Raw genomic sequence first — 15,620 nt, forward strand, 5'->3', positions numbered from 1 at the left:
TTCGAACCATCGAAGCTTTCGCGGCAGATTTACAGTCTGCTCCCTTTGGCCACTCGGGAACCCCCCCAACGAGATATTTTTATACTTAACAAGAGTTTTCCCAACGACCTTGCCAAGTTCGGAGCGAATAATAGCAAACTTCGTTTTTCTGTAAAGCACTTTTCTTTGTTTTTTGGTTTGAATGATTGGTTTTTCGTCAAAAAGGGGTAAAAAGCACCATTTTTGAACAAATAATATAAAAAAGAGTCATATGGAAGTGATTGTTTTTACAGTTTATTGCACCATCTTTACATTCATTGACGAACAAAACCACTTTCACTTGGTAAACTAGAGCCAGTAAGTAATTTTAATAATTCAAATAATAAGTATCAATATGAATCAAACTAAGTCTATTACTCTTGCAGTTTTATTAGCATGCACTTTATCAACACCTTCTTATGCTAATAAATCAAGAGGAAATCAATCGGTTGCTGTTGTCTCTGAAGAGGTTGCAACACATGAAATATCTCAATCATTATCGTTAATCGGTAAATTAGAAGCGGCAGAGTCTGTCATCATATCTCCTGAGGTCTCTGGAAAAATAGACCGAATTGCGGTTAAGGCAAATCAAGAGGTCAAAAAAGGCCAGCTTTTAATTCAATTAAATGATGATAAAGCCAGTGCTGCTATTAAAGAGGCCCAAGCGTATTTGAATGATGAGAAACGTAAACTGAAAGAATTTCAACGTTTAGCGAAAAAGAACGCGATTACTCAAACGGAAATCGATGGCCAAAAAGCCAGTGTTGATATTGCGCAAGCTCGTTTAGAGGCAGCAAATGCGAATTTAGCTGATCTTCACATTTCTGCTCCTTTCTCTGGTACGGTCGGGTTTATTGATTTTAGTCGCGGTAAAATGGTCAATGCTGGGACTGAATTACTGACGTTAGATAACTTGTCTTTAATGCAGTTAGATTTACAAGTGCCAGAACGTTACCTTTCAATGTTATCAACGGGTATGACAGTCGATGCGACAAGTCAAGCATGGGGAAATACCGTATTTTCAGGAAAAGTCGTGGGTATTGATTCTCGTATTAATGCAGAAACCTTGAATTTACGTGTGCGTATTGAGTTCCCAAATAAAGATCTAAAGATGAAGCCCGGTATGCTAATGGCGGCAGAGTTGGATTTTCCTTCTATTAGTGCCCCAATCATTCCAGTACAAGCTTTAGAATATTCTGGTACAAAACGTTATGTGTACGTTATTGGTGATGATAATAAAGTAACACGTACTCAAGTTACGCTTGGTGCTCGTGTTGAAAACCGCGTCGTGATTGAATCTGGTTTAGAGATTGGTCAAGATATTGTGGTTCAAGGTTTAGTTAATATGCGTGAAGGGGTAACGGTTAAGTTGCTTGAACAAAAGACTCAGCCTGTAGCTAAAGGACAGTAATTATGTGGTTATCGGATACGTCGGTAAAAAGACCAGTTGTTGCCATCGTTCTTAGCTTATTGTTGTGTGTATTTGGTGCGGTTTCTTTTAGCAAACTCGCTGTACGTGAAATGCCAGACATTGAAAGCCCAGTAGTATCTATCAGTACTCGTTATGAGGGGGCCTCTGCAACCATTATTGAAAGCCAGATAACAACAGTATTAGAAGATCAGCTTTCTGGTATTAGTGGCATTGATGAGATTGAATCTACAACACGTAACGGCATGTCTCGTATTACTATTACCTTTGATTTAGGTTACGACTTAAATACGGGGGTAAGTGATGTTCGTGATGCAGTGGCTCGTGCTCAACGAAGTTTGCCTGACGAAGCGGATGATCCGATTGTCTTTAAAAACAACGGCAGCGGAGAAGCGTCGCTTTATATCAATCTAAGCTCTAGTGTAATGGATAGAACAGAGTTAACTGACTATACCGAGCGTGTATTGGTTGACCGTTTTAGCTTGATCACTGGCGTGAGCTCAGTTGATATCTCTGGTGGGCTTTACAAAGTAATGTATGTGAAGCTACAACCGGATTTGATGGCAGGGCGTGGAGTCACGGCATCCGATATTACTGCCGCATTGCGCTCAGAGAATATTGAAAGCCCAGGTGGTGAGGTGCGAAATGACGCGATTGTTATGTCAGTTCGAACAGAGCGCTTATATAACCAAGCGGAAGATTTTAACTATCTTGTTGTAAAAACGGCGAGTGATGGCACTTCTATTTACCTAAAAGATGTCGCTGAGGTGTTCATTGGTGCTGAAAACGAAAATTCGACGTTTAAAAGTGATGGTGTGGTTAACGTAAGTATGGGGATAGTTCCTCAATCTGACGCAAACCCGCTAGAAGTGGCCAATTTAGTTCATGAAGAAGTAGCAAAAATACAGCAGTTTTTACCTGAGGGTACTCGCTTAGCCATTGATTATGACTCGACGGTATTTATCGATCGTTCTATCTCTGAGGTGTATAGCACGCTCTTTATTACGGGTGGTCTCGTGATATTAGTGTTGTACATTTTTATTGGTCAGGCGCGAGCGACATTAATTCCTGCGGTGACGGTACCTGTTTCTTTAATATCATCGTTTATTGCCGCCTATTACTTTGGTTTTTCAATTAACTTAATTACATTAATGGCATTGATCTTATCGATTGGTCTAGTGGTTGATGATGCCATTGTGGTCGTAGAGAACATTTTCCATCATCTAGAAAAAGGTGAGTCGCCATTATTAGCCGCCTATAAAGGCACAAGAGAAGTGGGCTTTGCCGTAATAGCAACAACCTTAGTTTTGGTCATGGTATTCTTGCCGATCTCATTTATGGATGGCATGGTCGGTCTCTTATTTACTGAGTTCTCTGTATTGCTTGCAATGTCAGTGTTGTTTTCATCATTGATAGCTTTGACACTGACCCCAGTACTAGGCAGCAAGATCTTAAAAGCCAATGTTAAACCAAATCGTTTTAACTTGTTTGTTGATAGATTATTTTCAGGGCTTGAGCGTGGTTATCGCAAATCAGTATCTAAAGCCGTGGCATGGCGTTTATTGGCACCAGTGGTTATCTTGGCGTGTATCGGCGGCAGTTACGGCTTGATGAAGCAGGTTCCAGCACAATTAACACCTCAAGAAGACCGTGGCGTACTGTTTGCCTTTGTTCGTGGTGCTGATGCGACCAGTTATAATCGAATGAGTGCGAACATGGATATTGTTGAAGAGAGACTGATGCCATTGTTGGGTAAAGGCTTTTTAAAATCATTCAGTATTCAATCGCCAGCGTTTGGTGGTCAAGCTGGTGACCAAACAGGCTTTGTTATCATGATCCTAGAGGATTGGGCAGACAGAGAGTTAACCGCTCAAGAAGGATTAGGTTTGATACGTAAAACCTTAGCGGATATCCCAGATGTTCGTGTATTTCCAATGATGCCTGGTTTCCGTGGTGGTTCAAGTGAGCCTGTGCAATTTGTACTTGGTGGCTCCGATTACAAAGAACTGCAAAAGTGGGGAGATATATTAAAAGCAGAAGCGAATAATAGTCCATTGATGGAAGGTGCAGACATTAACTATTCTGAAAAAACACCAGAGTTAGTTGTGTCGGTTGATCGCAACCGTGCTGCTGAGTTAGGCATTAAGATCTCTGATATTTCAGATACCCTTGAAATCATGCTTGGTGGTAAAAGTGAAACCACGTATGTGGATCGTGGTGAAGAATATGATGTGTATTTACGAGGCGATGAAAACAGCTTTAATAACGCAGCGGATCTGAGCCAAATTTACATGAGAACCGCTACGGGTGACTTAGTGACACTTGATACGGTAACGAAAATCAATGAGGTGGCATCTGCTATTCGTCTATCACATACCAATAAGCAGAAATCCATAACCTTAAGTGCCAATTTAAAAGATGGTGCGACATTAGGTGATGCTCTGGATTATCTGGATGCAAAAGCGATAGAAATGCTACCGAGTGATATTTCAGTGGCTTACACTGGTGAGTCAAAAGACTTTAAAGAAAACCAATCAAGTATTCTTGTTGTATTCGGGCTAGCATTGCTTGTTGCGTATTTGGTACTTGCGGCGCAATTTGAAAGCTTTATCAACCCAATGGTGGTTATGTTTACCGTACCTATGGGAGTATTTGGTGGTTTCTTAGGGCTAGTGATAATGGGGCAAGGTCTCAACATTTATAGCCAAATTGGAATGATCATGTTGATCGGCATGGTAACTAAAAACGGGATCTTGATTGTTGAGTTTGCGAACCAACTTCGTGATAAAGGCGTTGAGCTAGAGCAAGCGATTGTCGATGCATCCGCCCGTCGTTTACGTCCGATCTTAATGACGGCATTTACGACATTAGCCGGTGCGATCCCATTGATAATGTCTACAGGCGCGGGTTATGAAAGCCGAGTAGCAGTCGGTACCGTTATTTTCTTTGGTATGGCGTTTGCGACCTTGGTTACGTTATTTGTTATTCCTGCGATGTATCGCTTAATCTCAGGTAATACTAAGTCTCCAGGTCATATAGAAGCGTTATTAAATAAAGAATTAGATCATGATATTAAAGGGCGAATTTCGCATTAATATTGAAATGATAATTTGATAAAAAGAAAGGCCATTACTTAATGTTTAGTGATGGCCTTTTTATTTAAATTAAATACTTATGTAGATTGGTATTACCTAGATTAGATTTACTGGTTGTAACGTAAATCACTATAGCTTGGCGTTTAAATCTGCCATTACTGCGTCTTTATTTTCTAAATACTCATCTAGACCATTTTTACGTAAGTCACATGATGGGCAATCACCACATCCATCCCCAATCACACCGTTATAACAGGTTAGAGTTTGACTACGCACATAATCTAATTTGCTATATTTATCAGCAAGTGCCCAAGTTTCTGCTTTATTTAGCCACATAAGTGGAGTATCAATACGAAGTTTACGATCCATACCTAATACGAGAGATTGGTTAATTGATTTTACAAACTCATCTCGACAATCAGGGTAGCCAGAGAAGTCAGTTTCACAAACACCAGTGATGACATACTCAGCCCCTAATTGATATGCATAAATGCCAGCAAGTGTTAAGAACAGGATATTACGACCCGGGACAAAAGAGTTAGGTAGGCCATTTTCTTGCAGCTCATGAGAAACAGGGATATTGTCGCGAGTTAATGAGCTAACGGCAAGCTCATTAAGTAAACCAACATCCATCACCTTGTGAGAGGCTGCACCCAGTTCCAGCGCGACTTTTTTTGCTACTTCAATTTCTTGATTATGGCGTTGGCCGTAATCAAAAGTAATGCAATGAACATTATCATATTGAGTAAGAGCTTGAATTAAACAGGTAGTGGAGTCTTGACCGCCACTAAAAACAACGATTGCTGTAGACATAATAGAATGAATCTCTGTAGGATTATTTAATTGTATTGTAATGAAAAAGCCATCGATGATCGATGGCTTTTATTGTTATTACCGATTGGCATTATCCTAGCGGGACGTTATTATTTTATTGGTTTTTATAATTGACCTGTTGTTTCAAAGCGAGCCAATTGTTCTAAACACGGTGTTAAATCACCGATATTATCAGCAACCCACTCGTCATTATAATACGTATCAAGGTATCTCTCACCACTATCACACAGCAGGGTAACGATAGAGCCTTTTTCATCGCGTTGTTGCATTTCACAAGCAAGTTGCAGTGCGCCAAATAAGTTGGTTCCTGTAGAAGCCCCGGCTTTTCGTCCAAGAATTCCTTCTAACCAACGAGCCGTTGCGACGCTTGCTACATCCGGAATAGTGCGCATTTCATCGATAACTCCGGGAATAAAGCTTGGCTCAACGCGAGGTCGACCAATGCCTTCAATCTTACTGCCAGCATCTAGTGTTAGTTCTTTATTGCCCGTTTTATAGAAGTCATGGAATACTGAGTTTTCAGGGTCCACAACGCATAATTTAGTGTTGTATTTTTGGTAACGAATAAAACGGCCAATGGTTGCAGATGTGCCGCCTGTTCCTGGATTCATTACAAGCCACGTTGGCTCAGGATGATCTTCTAATTGCATTTGACGAAAAATGCTATCTGCAATGTTGTTATTTCCGCGCCAGTCTGTTGCACGTTCAGCGTAAGTAAATTGATCCATATAATGGCCATCTAACTCTTCAGCAAGACGACGAGACTCTGCATAAATCTCATCAGAACGTTCTACAAAGTGAGGTTCACCCCCATAGAATTTAATCATCTCAATCTTCTTACTTGCTGTTTTACGAGGGACTACAGCAATGAATGGCAATCCAAGTAGGCGGGCAAAGTAGGCTTCAGATACCGCGGTGCTGCCCGATGATGATTCAATAATAGGCGTGTTTGGACCAATCCACCCATTAGAAATAGCATAAAGAAAAAGAGAGCGGGCTAAACGATGTTTAAGAGAGCCTGTTGGATGTGTACTCTCATCTTTCAGATATAAATCGATGCCATCAAGCATAGGCAAATCAAGTTTAATTAGGTGTGTGTCAGCAGAGCGTTGGTAGTCTGCTTCAATTTTACGAATAGCGTTGTTAATCCAATCATGATCTGTACACATAATGCTTTCCTTAATATTCTCAATGCAAATAGTAGCGATGTGATTAATTTACCTCTGTATGTTGAGAAAAACTTTGCTATATTTACTTTATTACAGCTATAAAAGAGAAAATTTTTCTATTGTGAGGTTTTTATGGGAAAGCATGAGCTAGATAAGGTGGATACGACCTTACTTTCATTACTGCAAAAAGACAGCACTATCTCATTACATGATTTAGCCGAGGCCGTAAATTTAACCACGACACCTTGCTGGAAACGATTAAAAAGGCTGGAAGAAGAAGGGGTAATAGAAAAGAAAGTGGCTTTGCTTAATCCAGAAAAATTAGGGTTAAGTTTTAATGCCTTTGTTTTGATTAAAACCTCAAATCACTCACAAGAATGGTACAACAAATTTGTTGATACGGTTTCTGATTTTCCTGAAGTGATGGAATTTTATCGAATGGCAGGTGAGTATGATTACATGATGAAGGTGTTATCAGAAGACATGAAGGCCTTTGATGGTTTCTATAAAAAATTAGTGAATAGTGTTGATGGGATCTCGAATGTTACCAGTACATTTGCAATGGAGCCTTTGAAGTATACGACAGAACTACCATTATAGATTTCCCGTAATTAAATTACTTTGTTATCGCAGGTCAGGAGTAATACCTGACCTGCGTTATTTGGGATAAATGGCTTATTTTTTCTTCATTCTCATAACACCTTCTTGCATTGCAGACGCCACAAGCTCACCTTTCTGATTAAATATCTCCCCACGAACTAAGCCTCGAGAGCCGCTCGCATTGGTGCTTTCAATAGAGTAAAGCAACCACTCATCCATTTTAAATGGGCGGTGGAACCACATTGAGTGATCAATCGTAGCAACTTGGAAATTTGGCGTTAATAAGCTGACTTCATGTGGGTGTAATGCTGTTGGCAAAAATCCCCAATCAGAAGCGTAAGCTAATAAATATTGATGAATTAATTGGTTATCTGGCAAATCACCGTTTGCTTTGATCCATAAATGCTGTGTTGGTGCAGCTTTTTTAGGTGCTAATGGATTAACGATATTAACAGGACGAACTTCAATCGGTTTTTCGCCACAAAATATTTTCTGAACCGCTGGTGGAAGTACGTGCTTAATGGCTTCTGCTAATTGCGTTTCTGAAGCAAAGTTTTCAGGGCCAGCAATGTCAGGCATTGATGATTGGTGCTCAAAACCAGGTTCATCACCATGATAAGAAGCGGTTAAATAGAAAATTGGACGGCCGTTTTGAATGGCTTTAACACGACGGGTACTAAAGCTTCGACCATCTCTTAGATTTTCAACATCATAAATGATCGCTTTTTCTGGGTCACCAGGGTGAAGAAAGTAGCTATGAAAAGAATGTACCGTTCTTGCGTTATCTACGGTGTAACGAGCAGCTGAAAGCGCTTGGCCAATGACTTGACCACCGTAAACTTGCGGTAAACCAAGGTTTTCACTTTGCCCTCTGAATAAACCTTGTTCTAATTGTTCTAGCTGTAGGAGGGTCAATAACTCATTTAATGCTTTATTCATTTCTTTGCCTTAGTACCAGTAACGTAATTATTCTATTGTGAGGTAGATTCAGTTTGAGTTCAATAAGTTAAACAATATGTTAACTTGGTCAAGATAACATCAGGACTGTGTGATTTTACGGTCGTTGAGTTAGTTTTCTGTCAAAGATAGAGTCGATGAGAAGACAGTTTAATATATTAGGTTTATATTTATGTCGTTTTTATCAAAATATATAACAAAGAGAGAATAAAATGAAAAAATCATTATTGGTGGCGTTATCGGTGGCTACAGGGATTACAATGGTTGGCTGTAATTCAACAGATAAATCTGAAAAAGAAACGGTAAAACAAGAAGTTGTAGTTCAAGAGGAAGTAACTCAAACTGATGCTGCAAATACTGACGTAATTGAAGTGGCTGAGACACAAGTAGTTACGGGTAGTGTTGGTTACCGTGAGCGCATTGCATTGCCTGAAAATGCGGTTATTACAGTGACACTGGCTGATGTATCATTAGCTGATGCACCATCAAAAACGATTTCTGAGCAAACTTTTGAGGCCGCAGAAAAATCATCTCCATTTGATTATTCGTTAGAGTTTGATACAGCAGATATTCAAGCAAATCATCGCTACTCTGTACGCGCAACAATCAAAGTGGATGGTAAGTTACGTTTTACAACAGATACTAACTACGCCGTTATTACTGATGAAGCAAAAACCATGCAACAAGACCTAATGCTAAAAGGCGTTCGTCAATAATTTTGAAAAGTAGCATATAAAAATAAGTAGTTGTGTTTTAAGGCATAACTACTTGTTTAAAGTTTGAAACACTTCCATTATCCTTTATTAATATATTTTCCTCTTCAAGTAATTGCTTCTGTCTTTCAAATCTATCACCTTGTAATGATATCTTCCCTTGAGCATTAACAACTCGATACCATGGTAATTGCGTTTCTTTTGGCAGTTTTGATAATATTTTTCCTACGTGTCTAGAATGATTAGGAAAGCCTGCCAATTTTGCAAGTTGTCCATAAGTAATCACTCGGCCCTTTGGCACATAATATAGATTTGTATAAATATTTTGAGCAAATTCGTCCATTGAAATGAATACCTTAATGCGTGCCAATTCAGATAAGTATTATCTTAGAAAAGTGAGATGAGTCAGTGATAAAGCTAATTATTACCGCTAAACTGAAATAGTAACAAAGTAAACCGCTTGATACCAAGGAGGGATAAGATGGTTTTGACTGTATTATCAATTATATTAAGTATTCTACTTGTTGTTGTTGGCGTATTGGCTTTTGGGATTAGCGGAGGTGAACTTCCTTTATTGGCCTTGGCTATTCCAATGCTGTGGTTAATTCCTCAAGGGGGCGTGGCTACTTGGGTGTTAGTGAGTGGTATTTCGCTATTTGGTTGGACGTTAAGCGAGCAGCCTTTGTCGTTATCCATTTCTGTTTGGACTCTATTTCCATTATTGATGGTGGTATTTTCACGACGAAAAAGTATCCATTTAATCGCTTTTATTATTGCAGTAGTGGTGGCGATGGAAGCCGGAATAATGGCGTTGCAGTATGAAGGCAAATTAGAAGGGGCTGCGTCTTTAACATTGATTCAGATTATCAGTGTTATTTTAGTTTGGGTAGCGGCGAGAAGTTGGAAACCAGTGAATCGAAATGCGTGGTGGCCTCTGGTTTTGGTCGTTCCATTATGGATAGGCGGCTTGCAACATGCGGCATTGGTAGCTCTGTCTATTACTGGTCTTATTGTCTGTTTACAGAGTGTTGGTAATTCAAAGTATCGTGATTGGCTCGCTATGCTGTCATGGCTTTTACCTGTTATAGCATTTGCCACCTTAATTATTTCACCCAAGTTCGAGGTACCTACCTCTGTGATGGTTTCATGGTTGATGATTTTAATGATTGGTTGGATAACTGATTTTATGATGCAGGTAGATGATGAACCAACAGATTAGGTTCACCATCTATTTAGAAGTAAAATTGATGATAACAGTGAATTAGCCTACAGTTGGCTTCTTAATTCATCTCTAGCTTTAGGTGAAATAACAGACCAGTGAGTACCTTTTATCGCACCTTCAAGAGACCAAAGTAATTCATCGCTTACACTGCTAGAATGCGTTTTTTGAATGGCTTTATAGGCGTTAACTGCCCCTGTATCACGAAGCTCTTTAACAGTATTTATGCCTGCCTTTTTAAGCATTCTTTCTGTAGCTAATCGTAAATTTGGTAGGTCTTTAATTCGAGATGGACCTTCTGATTTTTGTTTTTCTTTATCTTTTTTAGCGGCATCTAGGGCGATAACCGCTTGTAATAAAATAGAGTCTGGTTCTTCCCAGCGTTCTGCTGAAATGGCAAAATATTTAGTCACTACAGGAAAACCACGTTTATTATAAACGTACGGTTCAAATCCTTGTTCTTTAAATAAATTGATAGTGTCATCACTTGATCTTAAATGCAGCTTATCTTGAACGACAAGTGCGAACATAGTGCTGTCGATGAATATACCGAAACCACCAAACATAGAACGTGAAGTGATCTTTCCTAGAGAGGAGAGGAGACGGAGTGATTCTTTTAGTACTGGTTTATCCATTGCAATAATTCTCGGTTAGTAAGTCTATGTCACTAAACAACTGAGCCCGAGGAAATAGTAGCAAGTTTAAAATATAGAATTGTTATTTTAAAGTAAAAATTAACAATGCATAAAAGAATACTTGCCATCGGCAACCCCGCTACCCTATATTAAACTTAGGCCGGAAGCTTTGCGTCCTGCACTTTCGCACAGTTTGCCCTGTTCGTGACTTTGGATGATGATATAGCAATCAATAAGTCAAGAGACCAAAAAAAAACAAAAGTGTGATCTTGCTCCATAAAGTTAACGTCATTTTTGTTAAGTTGGTTCAACTTTTCCTTGAAAATGACGTTAATTGTTCTTGTTTTGTAAATTTAAACTTTATTATTTAGTCTTATCAAAAACACTATTTCGAGATACTACTTCAGGCTGCATTTCAAAAATACGACGCTCGTGATGTTTATCTTTTATACGCTCTAATAAAATTTCAACCGCAGTTTTTCCGACTCTTCGCTTAGGTTGATGAATTGTAGTGAGTGGTGGAGAGAAATAAGCAGATAACTCAATATTATCATATCCAATCACTGAGATATCTTCAGGTACGCGCAAACCAGACTGTTTAATTCTACTAATCGCGGCTAATGCCATAATGTCATTGAAACAGAATATAGCCGTTGGCTGTTTGTCCATTGCGATTAGTTTATCTATCGCTTTAGCTGCAGAAGCACATTCAAAATCACCTTCTAAAATCCAATTTGGATTAAAGGCTAACCCTACCTCTTCATGCGCACGTTTAAAACCATGAATACGCTCATTACACGTTGCCTTATCTGCTTGACCAGTAATGCATGCGATTTCAGTGTGACCTTTTTCAATCAAATGTTTAGTCGCTAAGTAACCACCTTTTTCTGAATTATCAATGATTTTATCTGTGTGTGGGCTGTCTGGACCCCAGTCCATGATAACCATAGGTAGTTCGGTATTTTTTTCAAGAAGTGCAAGAAGTTGCTCATTTAGATCAGAACACATAACAAGTAACCCATCTACTCGTTTCTCTGCCAGCATACGGATGTAATGTTTTTGCTTTTCTAGATCACCTTCGGTATTACACATAAATAATGTGTAGCCTTGCTTGTAACAGTAATTTTCAACACCGTGCATTACTTCTGCAAAAAAAGGATTGAATGATTGCGTTACTAGCATACCGATAGTTCGTGTTGTGTTGCATTTTAAACTACGAGCTACGGCACTTGGTGCGTAATTTAATTCGTCGACAGCTTCCCACACGCGTTTTTGTGTTGCTTCAGCGACGAAGCGAGTTTTATTTATTACGTGAGATACGGTTGTTGTTGATACCGCTGCTAATTTTGCAACGTCTTTAATTGTAGCCATATTTAAGCCTTAACATAGTTAAATAAGGGGCTATTTATGTTCCAACAAAATAGGTGTTGCTCTTTTAAAGAACTGATGGAAGATAAATAGGCCCTGATAAATGAAAAAAACCGCTAAAAATGCGGCTTTTATTTAATGTTTTAATTTTATCGTTTGCGTACACATACTATAGGTAAAGTATAGTGCAAACAATTATTGATTTCATAAATTCTAGTTGTAATCTGATTTATATCACGTACTTGTTAATTTATATCATCAAAATGAGTGAATTAATTACTCACCAGTAAGGAATGCAGCATCTAACTGTAAGAACGTCACTAAGAAATGTGTAACCGCTGCGTAGAAGCCGAAGTCATCTCGCTCTTGGCAGATTTGGCTAAAGCGTGGTGTCCATGACAAGAGCTGCTCATTAATGAAGTTTAACTGAGCTTCCATGTAAGCTTCAAATTCTTCTTCAGAAGCTTGTTGGTTTGTCATCACGATTAAATTACCAAGAAAATCAAGTTCAATGGCAATGTGATCGGCAGGCTCATTAAATTCAGCTTTTTGTGCAATGTTATATTTCTCTAATAGTGCACGCATTTCTTGTGCTGGTTTTGCATTCAAAAGACCTGACTTATCAAGGTATAGAGATGCATAGGGTAGGGCACTGCTTTTATCTGAACCTAAAAAAGCTTGGCAAAAGTCGGCAGAAAGTTCAAGTTGAACGTCTTCACGTTTTTGTAATTGATTTAACTTTTCAATTAGAGCACTCACTGGGCTAGATAATTCTGCGGTTTCAGCTAAGTTTGATAAAAATGTACGAACTTCAAAGCTATTGTATTCATCTAATTGTTCTGCGGTTAATTCGCTTGTTAATAAACTTGATAACCACCAGTAAATTTCAGCGCGTTGTTCGTTAAATGCAGTCAATTCGTTCATGTATTCGTCACTCCAAAAAATTTATATGGGAATTGTACTGGATAAGTGTGAAAAGGAATAGCACCTATCATTAACAGCGTGTATAAATATATATGTAAAGATTAAAGCCGTATTTTGGTTGAGATTTGTTTTGAATCAAACAAATTACAGATATATCAATTGAAAATTGGCATTATTACAAAATATGAATAGAATGAGATAAGAACCATCCAAATAACCATAAAAAGAGAAAATTATGAGCTATCACATTTTAGTTGTTGAAGACGAAGTGGTAACTCGCTCTAAACTTGTAGGCTATTTTGAAGCCGAGGGATATCAAGTGAGCGAGGCTGAAACAGGTGCAGAAATGCGAACTATTTTGGCTGAACAAAAAGTTGATTTAATTATGCTTGATATAAACCTACCAGGAGAGGATGGTTTATTGTTGGCACGCGAACTGCGTAGCCAATCTAATATTGGTATTATTCTTGTTACAGGACGAACTGATAGTATTGATCGAATCGTAGGCTTGGAAATGGGTGCTGATGATTACGTCACAAAACCTGTCGAGCTACGTGAACTTTTAGTCCGAGTTAAAAACTTATTTTGGCGTATGTCATTAGCTAATGAACCGGCAGAGTTAGATGAATCAAATGTAGTTCGTTTTGGCGAGTGGACATTTGATATTCAACGTCGAGCATTATCAAATAATGGTGAGCCAGTAAAATTAACAAAAGCAGAATATGAGTTGTTAGTTGCGCTGTCGTCATATCCTAATACCGTTCTATCACGTGAGCGTATTTTAAATATGATAAGTCATCGAGTAGATGCTCCAAATGATAGAACAATTGATGTATTGATCCGTAGAATGCGTGCAAAAATGGAAATGGACCCTAAAAATCCACAAATTTTTGTTACTGTTCATGGCGAAGGCTATATGTTTGCAGGAGATTAACCTCTCCTAAGTTATTTTTATTTTATCAAAAGCCACTCAGAATTTGAGTGGCTTTTTTATTGCCTATTTAGTTGTCAATATAATTAGTGACTCATCTATAAGAAAAGCTGATTAAAAATGTTTTTTATAATAAAATAAGCCTAGAGTGCTTGCGCTTGTCTATTCAAACATAATTATTAATAGGTTTAGGATGAAACAATATTTCAAAGTGGCAGTGATTGCCTCAGCATTAGTTGGTGTGGTGGGTTGTCAAAGTACTGGTGGGGAAACCTCAGCAGTCTCGGTTGAACAGAATAAAAATACGCCATCAATAGCAACATTTGATGCACTTCAGAAGCAATATTCACTGGATAAAACGACGTTTGATTCAGTCTCTGAGTTCCAAATTTATTCAGAGTCTACTTATGCCTCTATGATGGATGAATGGCTAGAAGCGAAAGAGATTTTCTTAGAAATCGAAAAAGAGCCAGGTTTAATTAATGAAGAGTACTCAATGTTCTCTTCAGGTTCTTATGCGGCTAAATATATGTCATTAGTAACCAATGCGGATGCACAATTTAATAAACTAAAAAGCTACAAAGAAAATGCAGATATCGTGCTGTCTGATGCAATCGCTCAGATGACTTATATCAATTCAATTGATGTGCAACGCTATTACCCTCAGGAGTTTGCTAACCTAAATAAACAATACAAAGCTTTATTTGTTACGGTTATCGAAGATGATATTGCTGAAGCACAAACAGAACAGGCTTCTTTCCTGACTAAAGCTAAAGCGACGGAAATCAAAACGACACTGAAAATTCATGTTGAGCCATTAGAAAAAGAGTTTTCAATATTATCAAGTAAAGGTTTTAAAGCCATTGCACCCATTAGCTATGGGCAAACAAAAGCAGAATTAGACAAAACAAAAAAAGCGGTTCAAGCGAACAATCGTGATCAGGCACTGATTGCTGATGTAGTTGCTAAAACACGTTTTCAGATTGATCATTTAAAAAATATGGCAGCTGAAGTTAAGTTATTGAAAGCTGTTAAAAATGGCCAATTTGAGCAAACCGTTTTAGAGTTTGAGAATAAATTACTTTCTGTATCTCAAGCGATTAACGGTGATGATTACCGTGATCAACCATTGAGAATTCAAACCGAATCCATTCTGGCTGATGTGCAACAAATGCATGAAAAAAATAATACTGCTGATCTGGAAGCAAAAATTAAAGATCTAAATGTTCAAATTAAGACTTTAGAAGTTACCGTTGAGAAGCAAACTAATGACCGTGCTGATGTTCAAAAGCAAGTGCTTGTATTAACTCAACAATTAGAGCGTAATGATAATCTAATTAACAACTTAAATTCAGTTATTGCCTCTTATAAAGAAAAGGAAGTAGCGGAAAAAGCAGCAGAAGAATCATTATCTTCTTCTGAAGAGCCGACCACAGTAGAAGATACGGCAGCGATTGCTGAACCAACTAATACTAAAGAGGCTGAAGTTCAAGAGAGTAAAGAAGTGGTAGCTGAAACTGTTGAAGCAGAAGTATCATCAACTGATGCTGTAAATATTGACGCTGAGTCAATACCAGTTGAGAGTACAACAGTGTCTGCACCAGCAGAAGAAATTAAGGTAGAAACAGAGATCAAATAATATTAACACTTTTGATTTTGTTGATATAAGCACCCAAGGTAATCGCTGAGGGTGCTTTTTTATTGGATATTTATCCGTTTCTGATAAAC

General features: G+C 38.3%; 15 protein-coding genes and 1 riboswitch. Of the genes, 8 read left to right on the top strand and 7 right to left on the bottom strand.

Features of this window, described 5'->3' with window-relative positions; all coding sequences use genetic code 11:
* The 3 genes from F8B77_RS17885 to vexH all read left to right on the top strand — a co-directional run.
* Window positions 1-210 (top strand): hypothetical protein (locus tag F8B77_RS17885; protein ID WP_208846165.1); only part of this gene is annotated, 210 nt, incomplete at its 5' end.
* 163 nt (window positions 211-373) lie between these two features.
* A complete protein-coding gene (locus F8B77_RS16290) occupies window positions 374-1,429 on the top strand; it encodes an efflux RND transporter periplasmic adaptor subunit (RefSeq protein WP_151656630.1) in 1,056 nt (351 codons plus the stop codon).
* 2 nt (window positions 1,430-1,431) lie between these two features.
* Complete coding sequence (vexH, locus tag F8B77_RS16295; RefSeq protein WP_151656632.1) at window positions 1,432-4,542, top strand: vibriobactin export RND transporter permease subunit VexH; 3,111 nt, start codon at window positions 1,432-1,434, stop codon at window positions 4,540-4,542.
* Window positions 4,543-4,671: 129 nt separating this feature from the next.
* Here vexH and queC read toward each other — a convergent pair whose 3' ends face one another.
* Both queC and F8B77_RS16305 read right to left on the bottom strand, forming a co-directional pair.
* Window positions 4,672-5,355: a 7-cyano-7-deazaguanine synthase QueC gene (gene queC / locus F8B77_RS16300; protein ID WP_151656634.1), complete on the bottom strand. Its 684-nt coding sequence runs from the start codon at window positions 5,353-5,355 to the stop codon at window positions 4,672-4,674.
* A gap of 125 nt (window positions 5,356-5,480) precedes the next feature.
* Complete coding sequence (locus F8B77_RS16305) at window positions 5,481-6,545, bottom strand: PLP-dependent cysteine synthase family protein (protein WP_151656636.1); 1,065 nt, start codon at window positions 6,543-6,545, stop codon at window positions 5,481-5,483.
* 132 nt (window positions 6,546-6,677) lie between these two features.
* On the opposite strand from F8B77_RS16305, the gene F8B77_RS16310 reads away from it, so the two are divergent.
* Window positions 6,678-7,145, top strand: coding sequence for an Lrp/AsnC family transcriptional regulator (locus F8B77_RS16310; RefSeq protein WP_130045563.1), 468 nt, complete (start codon window positions 6,678-6,680; stop codon window positions 7,143-7,145).
* Window positions 7,146-7,220: 75 nt separating this feature from the next.
* On the opposite strand, the gene tesB is transcribed toward F8B77_RS16310, so the two are convergent.
* On the bottom strand, window positions 7,221-8,084 hold the full coding sequence (gene tesB, locus F8B77_RS16315) for an acyl-CoA thioesterase II (RefSeq protein ID WP_130045564.1): 864 nt from the start codon (window positions 8,082-8,084) through the stop codon (window positions 7,221-7,223).
* 230 nt (window positions 8,085-8,314) lie between these two features.
* Between tesB and F8B77_RS16320 the strand changes: the two genes are divergently transcribed.
* Window positions 8,315-8,818 carry a YbaY family lipoprotein gene (locus tag F8B77_RS16320; RefSeq protein WP_151656638.1) on the top strand — a complete coding sequence of 168 codons (504 nt, stop codon included), beginning with the start codon at window positions 8,315-8,317 and terminating at the stop codon, window positions 8,816-8,818.
* Between the two features lie 37 nt (window positions 8,819-8,855).
* On the opposite strand, the gene F8B77_RS16325 is transcribed toward F8B77_RS16320, so the two are convergent.
* Window positions 8,856-9,158, bottom strand: a complete 303-nt coding sequence (locus F8B77_RS16325) for an MGMT family protein (RefSeq protein WP_130087667.1) — start codon at window positions 9,156-9,158, stop codon at window positions 8,856-8,858.
* Window positions 9,159-9,296: 138 nt separating this feature from the next.
* Here F8B77_RS16325 and F8B77_RS16330 point away from each other — a divergent pair, with 138 nt between their 5' ends.
* Window positions 9,297-10,034, top strand: a complete 738-nt coding sequence (locus F8B77_RS16330; RefSeq protein WP_151656640.1) for a VP0952 family biofilm-associated protein — start codon at window positions 9,297-9,299, stop codon at window positions 10,032-10,034.
* Between the two features lie 47 nt (window positions 10,035-10,081).
* Here the strand turns inward: F8B77_RS16330 and F8B77_RS16335 are convergent, their stop codons facing one another.
* The 3 genes from F8B77_RS16335 to torD form a co-directional block, all read right to left on the bottom strand.
* Window positions 10,082-10,669, bottom strand: coding sequence for a TfoX/Sxy family DNA transformation protein (locus tag F8B77_RS16335; RefSeq protein WP_151656642.1), 588 nt, complete (start codon window positions 10,667-10,669; stop codon window positions 10,082-10,084).
* Window positions 10,670-10,795: 126 nt separating this feature from the next.
* Window positions 10,796-10,877: riboswitch (cyclic di-GMP riboswitch) on the bottom strand.
* Between the two features lie 155 nt (window positions 10,878-11,032).
* Window positions 11,033-12,040: an HTH-type transcriptional repressor PurR gene (gene purR, locus F8B77_RS16340; protein WP_151656644.1), complete on the bottom strand. Its 1,008-nt coding sequence runs from the start codon at window positions 12,038-12,040 to the stop codon at window positions 11,033-11,035.
* Window positions 12,041-12,313: 273 nt separating this feature from the next.
* Window positions 12,314-12,961, bottom strand: a complete 648-nt coding sequence (gene torD / locus F8B77_RS16345; RefSeq protein WP_151656646.1) for a molecular chaperone TorD — start codon at window positions 12,959-12,961, stop codon at window positions 12,314-12,316.
* Between the two features lie 235 nt (window positions 12,962-13,196).
* On the opposite strand from torD, the gene torR reads away from it, so the two are divergent.
* Both torR and F8B77_RS16355 read left to right on the top strand, forming a co-directional pair.
* Complete coding sequence (gene torR / locus F8B77_RS16350; RefSeq protein ID WP_130045571.1) at window positions 13,197-13,895, top strand: two-component system response regulator TorR; 699 nt, start codon at window positions 13,197-13,199, stop codon at window positions 13,893-13,895.
* 190 nt (window positions 13,896-14,085) lie between these two features.
* Window positions 14,086-15,531: a hypothetical protein gene (locus F8B77_RS16355; protein ID WP_151656648.1), complete on the top strand. Its 1,446-nt coding sequence runs from the start codon at window positions 14,086-14,088 to the stop codon at window positions 15,529-15,531.
* The last annotated feature ends 89 nt before the right edge of the window (window positions 15,532-15,620 follow it).

It is taken from the genome of Aliivibrio finisterrensis (assembly GCF_008933155.1).
In the GTDB taxonomy this organism is placed as follows: Bacteria; Pseudomonadota; Gammaproteobacteria; order Enterobacterales; family Vibrionaceae; genus Aliivibrio; species Aliivibrio finisterrensis.

Coding starts and splice junctions, on each gene's coding strand:
- F8B77_RS16290 (WP_151656630.1), top strand. CDS start 374: ATGAATCAAACTAAGTCTATTACTCTTGCAGTTTTATTAGCATGCACT.
- vexH (WP_151656632.1), top strand. CDS start 1,432: ATGTGGTTATCGGATACGTCGGTAAAAAGACCAGTTGTTGCCATCGTT.
- queC (WP_151656634.1), bottom strand. CDS start 5,355: ATGTCTACAGCAATCGTTGTTTTTAGTGGCGGTCAAGACTCCACTACC.
- F8B77_RS16305 (WP_151656636.1), bottom strand. CDS start 6,545: ATGTGTACAGATCATGATTGGATTAACAACGCTATTCGTAAAATTGAA.
- F8B77_RS16310 (WP_130045563.1), top strand. CDS start 6,678: ATGGGAAAGCATGAGCTAGATAAGGTGGATACGACCTTACTTTCATTA.
- tesB (WP_130045564.1), bottom strand. CDS start 8,084: ATGAATAAAGCATTAAATGAGTTATTGACCCTCCTACAGCTAGAACAA.
- F8B77_RS16320 (WP_151656638.1), top strand. CDS start 8,315: ATGAAAAAATCATTATTGGTGGCGTTATCGGTGGCTACAGGGATTACA.
- F8B77_RS16325 (WP_130087667.1), bottom strand. CDS start 9,158: ATGGACGAATTTGCTCAAAATATTTATACAAATCTATATTATGTGCCA.
- F8B77_RS16330 (WP_151656640.1), top strand. CDS start 9,297: ATGGTTTTGACTGTATTATCAATTATATTAAGTATTCTACTTGTTGTT.
- F8B77_RS16335 (WP_151656642.1), bottom strand. CDS start 10,669: ATGGATAAACCAGTACTAAAAGAATCACTCCGTCTCCTCTCCTCTCTA.
- purR (WP_151656644.1), bottom strand. CDS start 12,040: ATGGCTACAATTAAAGACGTTGCAAAATTAGCAGCGGTATCAACAACA.
- torD (WP_151656646.1), bottom strand. CDS start 12,961: ATGAACGAATTGACTGCATTTAACGAACAACGCGCTGAAATTTACTGG.
- torR (WP_130045571.1), top strand. CDS start 13,197: ATGAGCTATCACATTTTAGTTGTTGAAGACGAAGTGGTAACTCGCTCT.
- F8B77_RS16355 (WP_151656648.1), top strand. CDS start 14,086: ATGAAACAATATTTCAAAGTGGCAGTGATTGCCTCAGCATTAGTTGGT.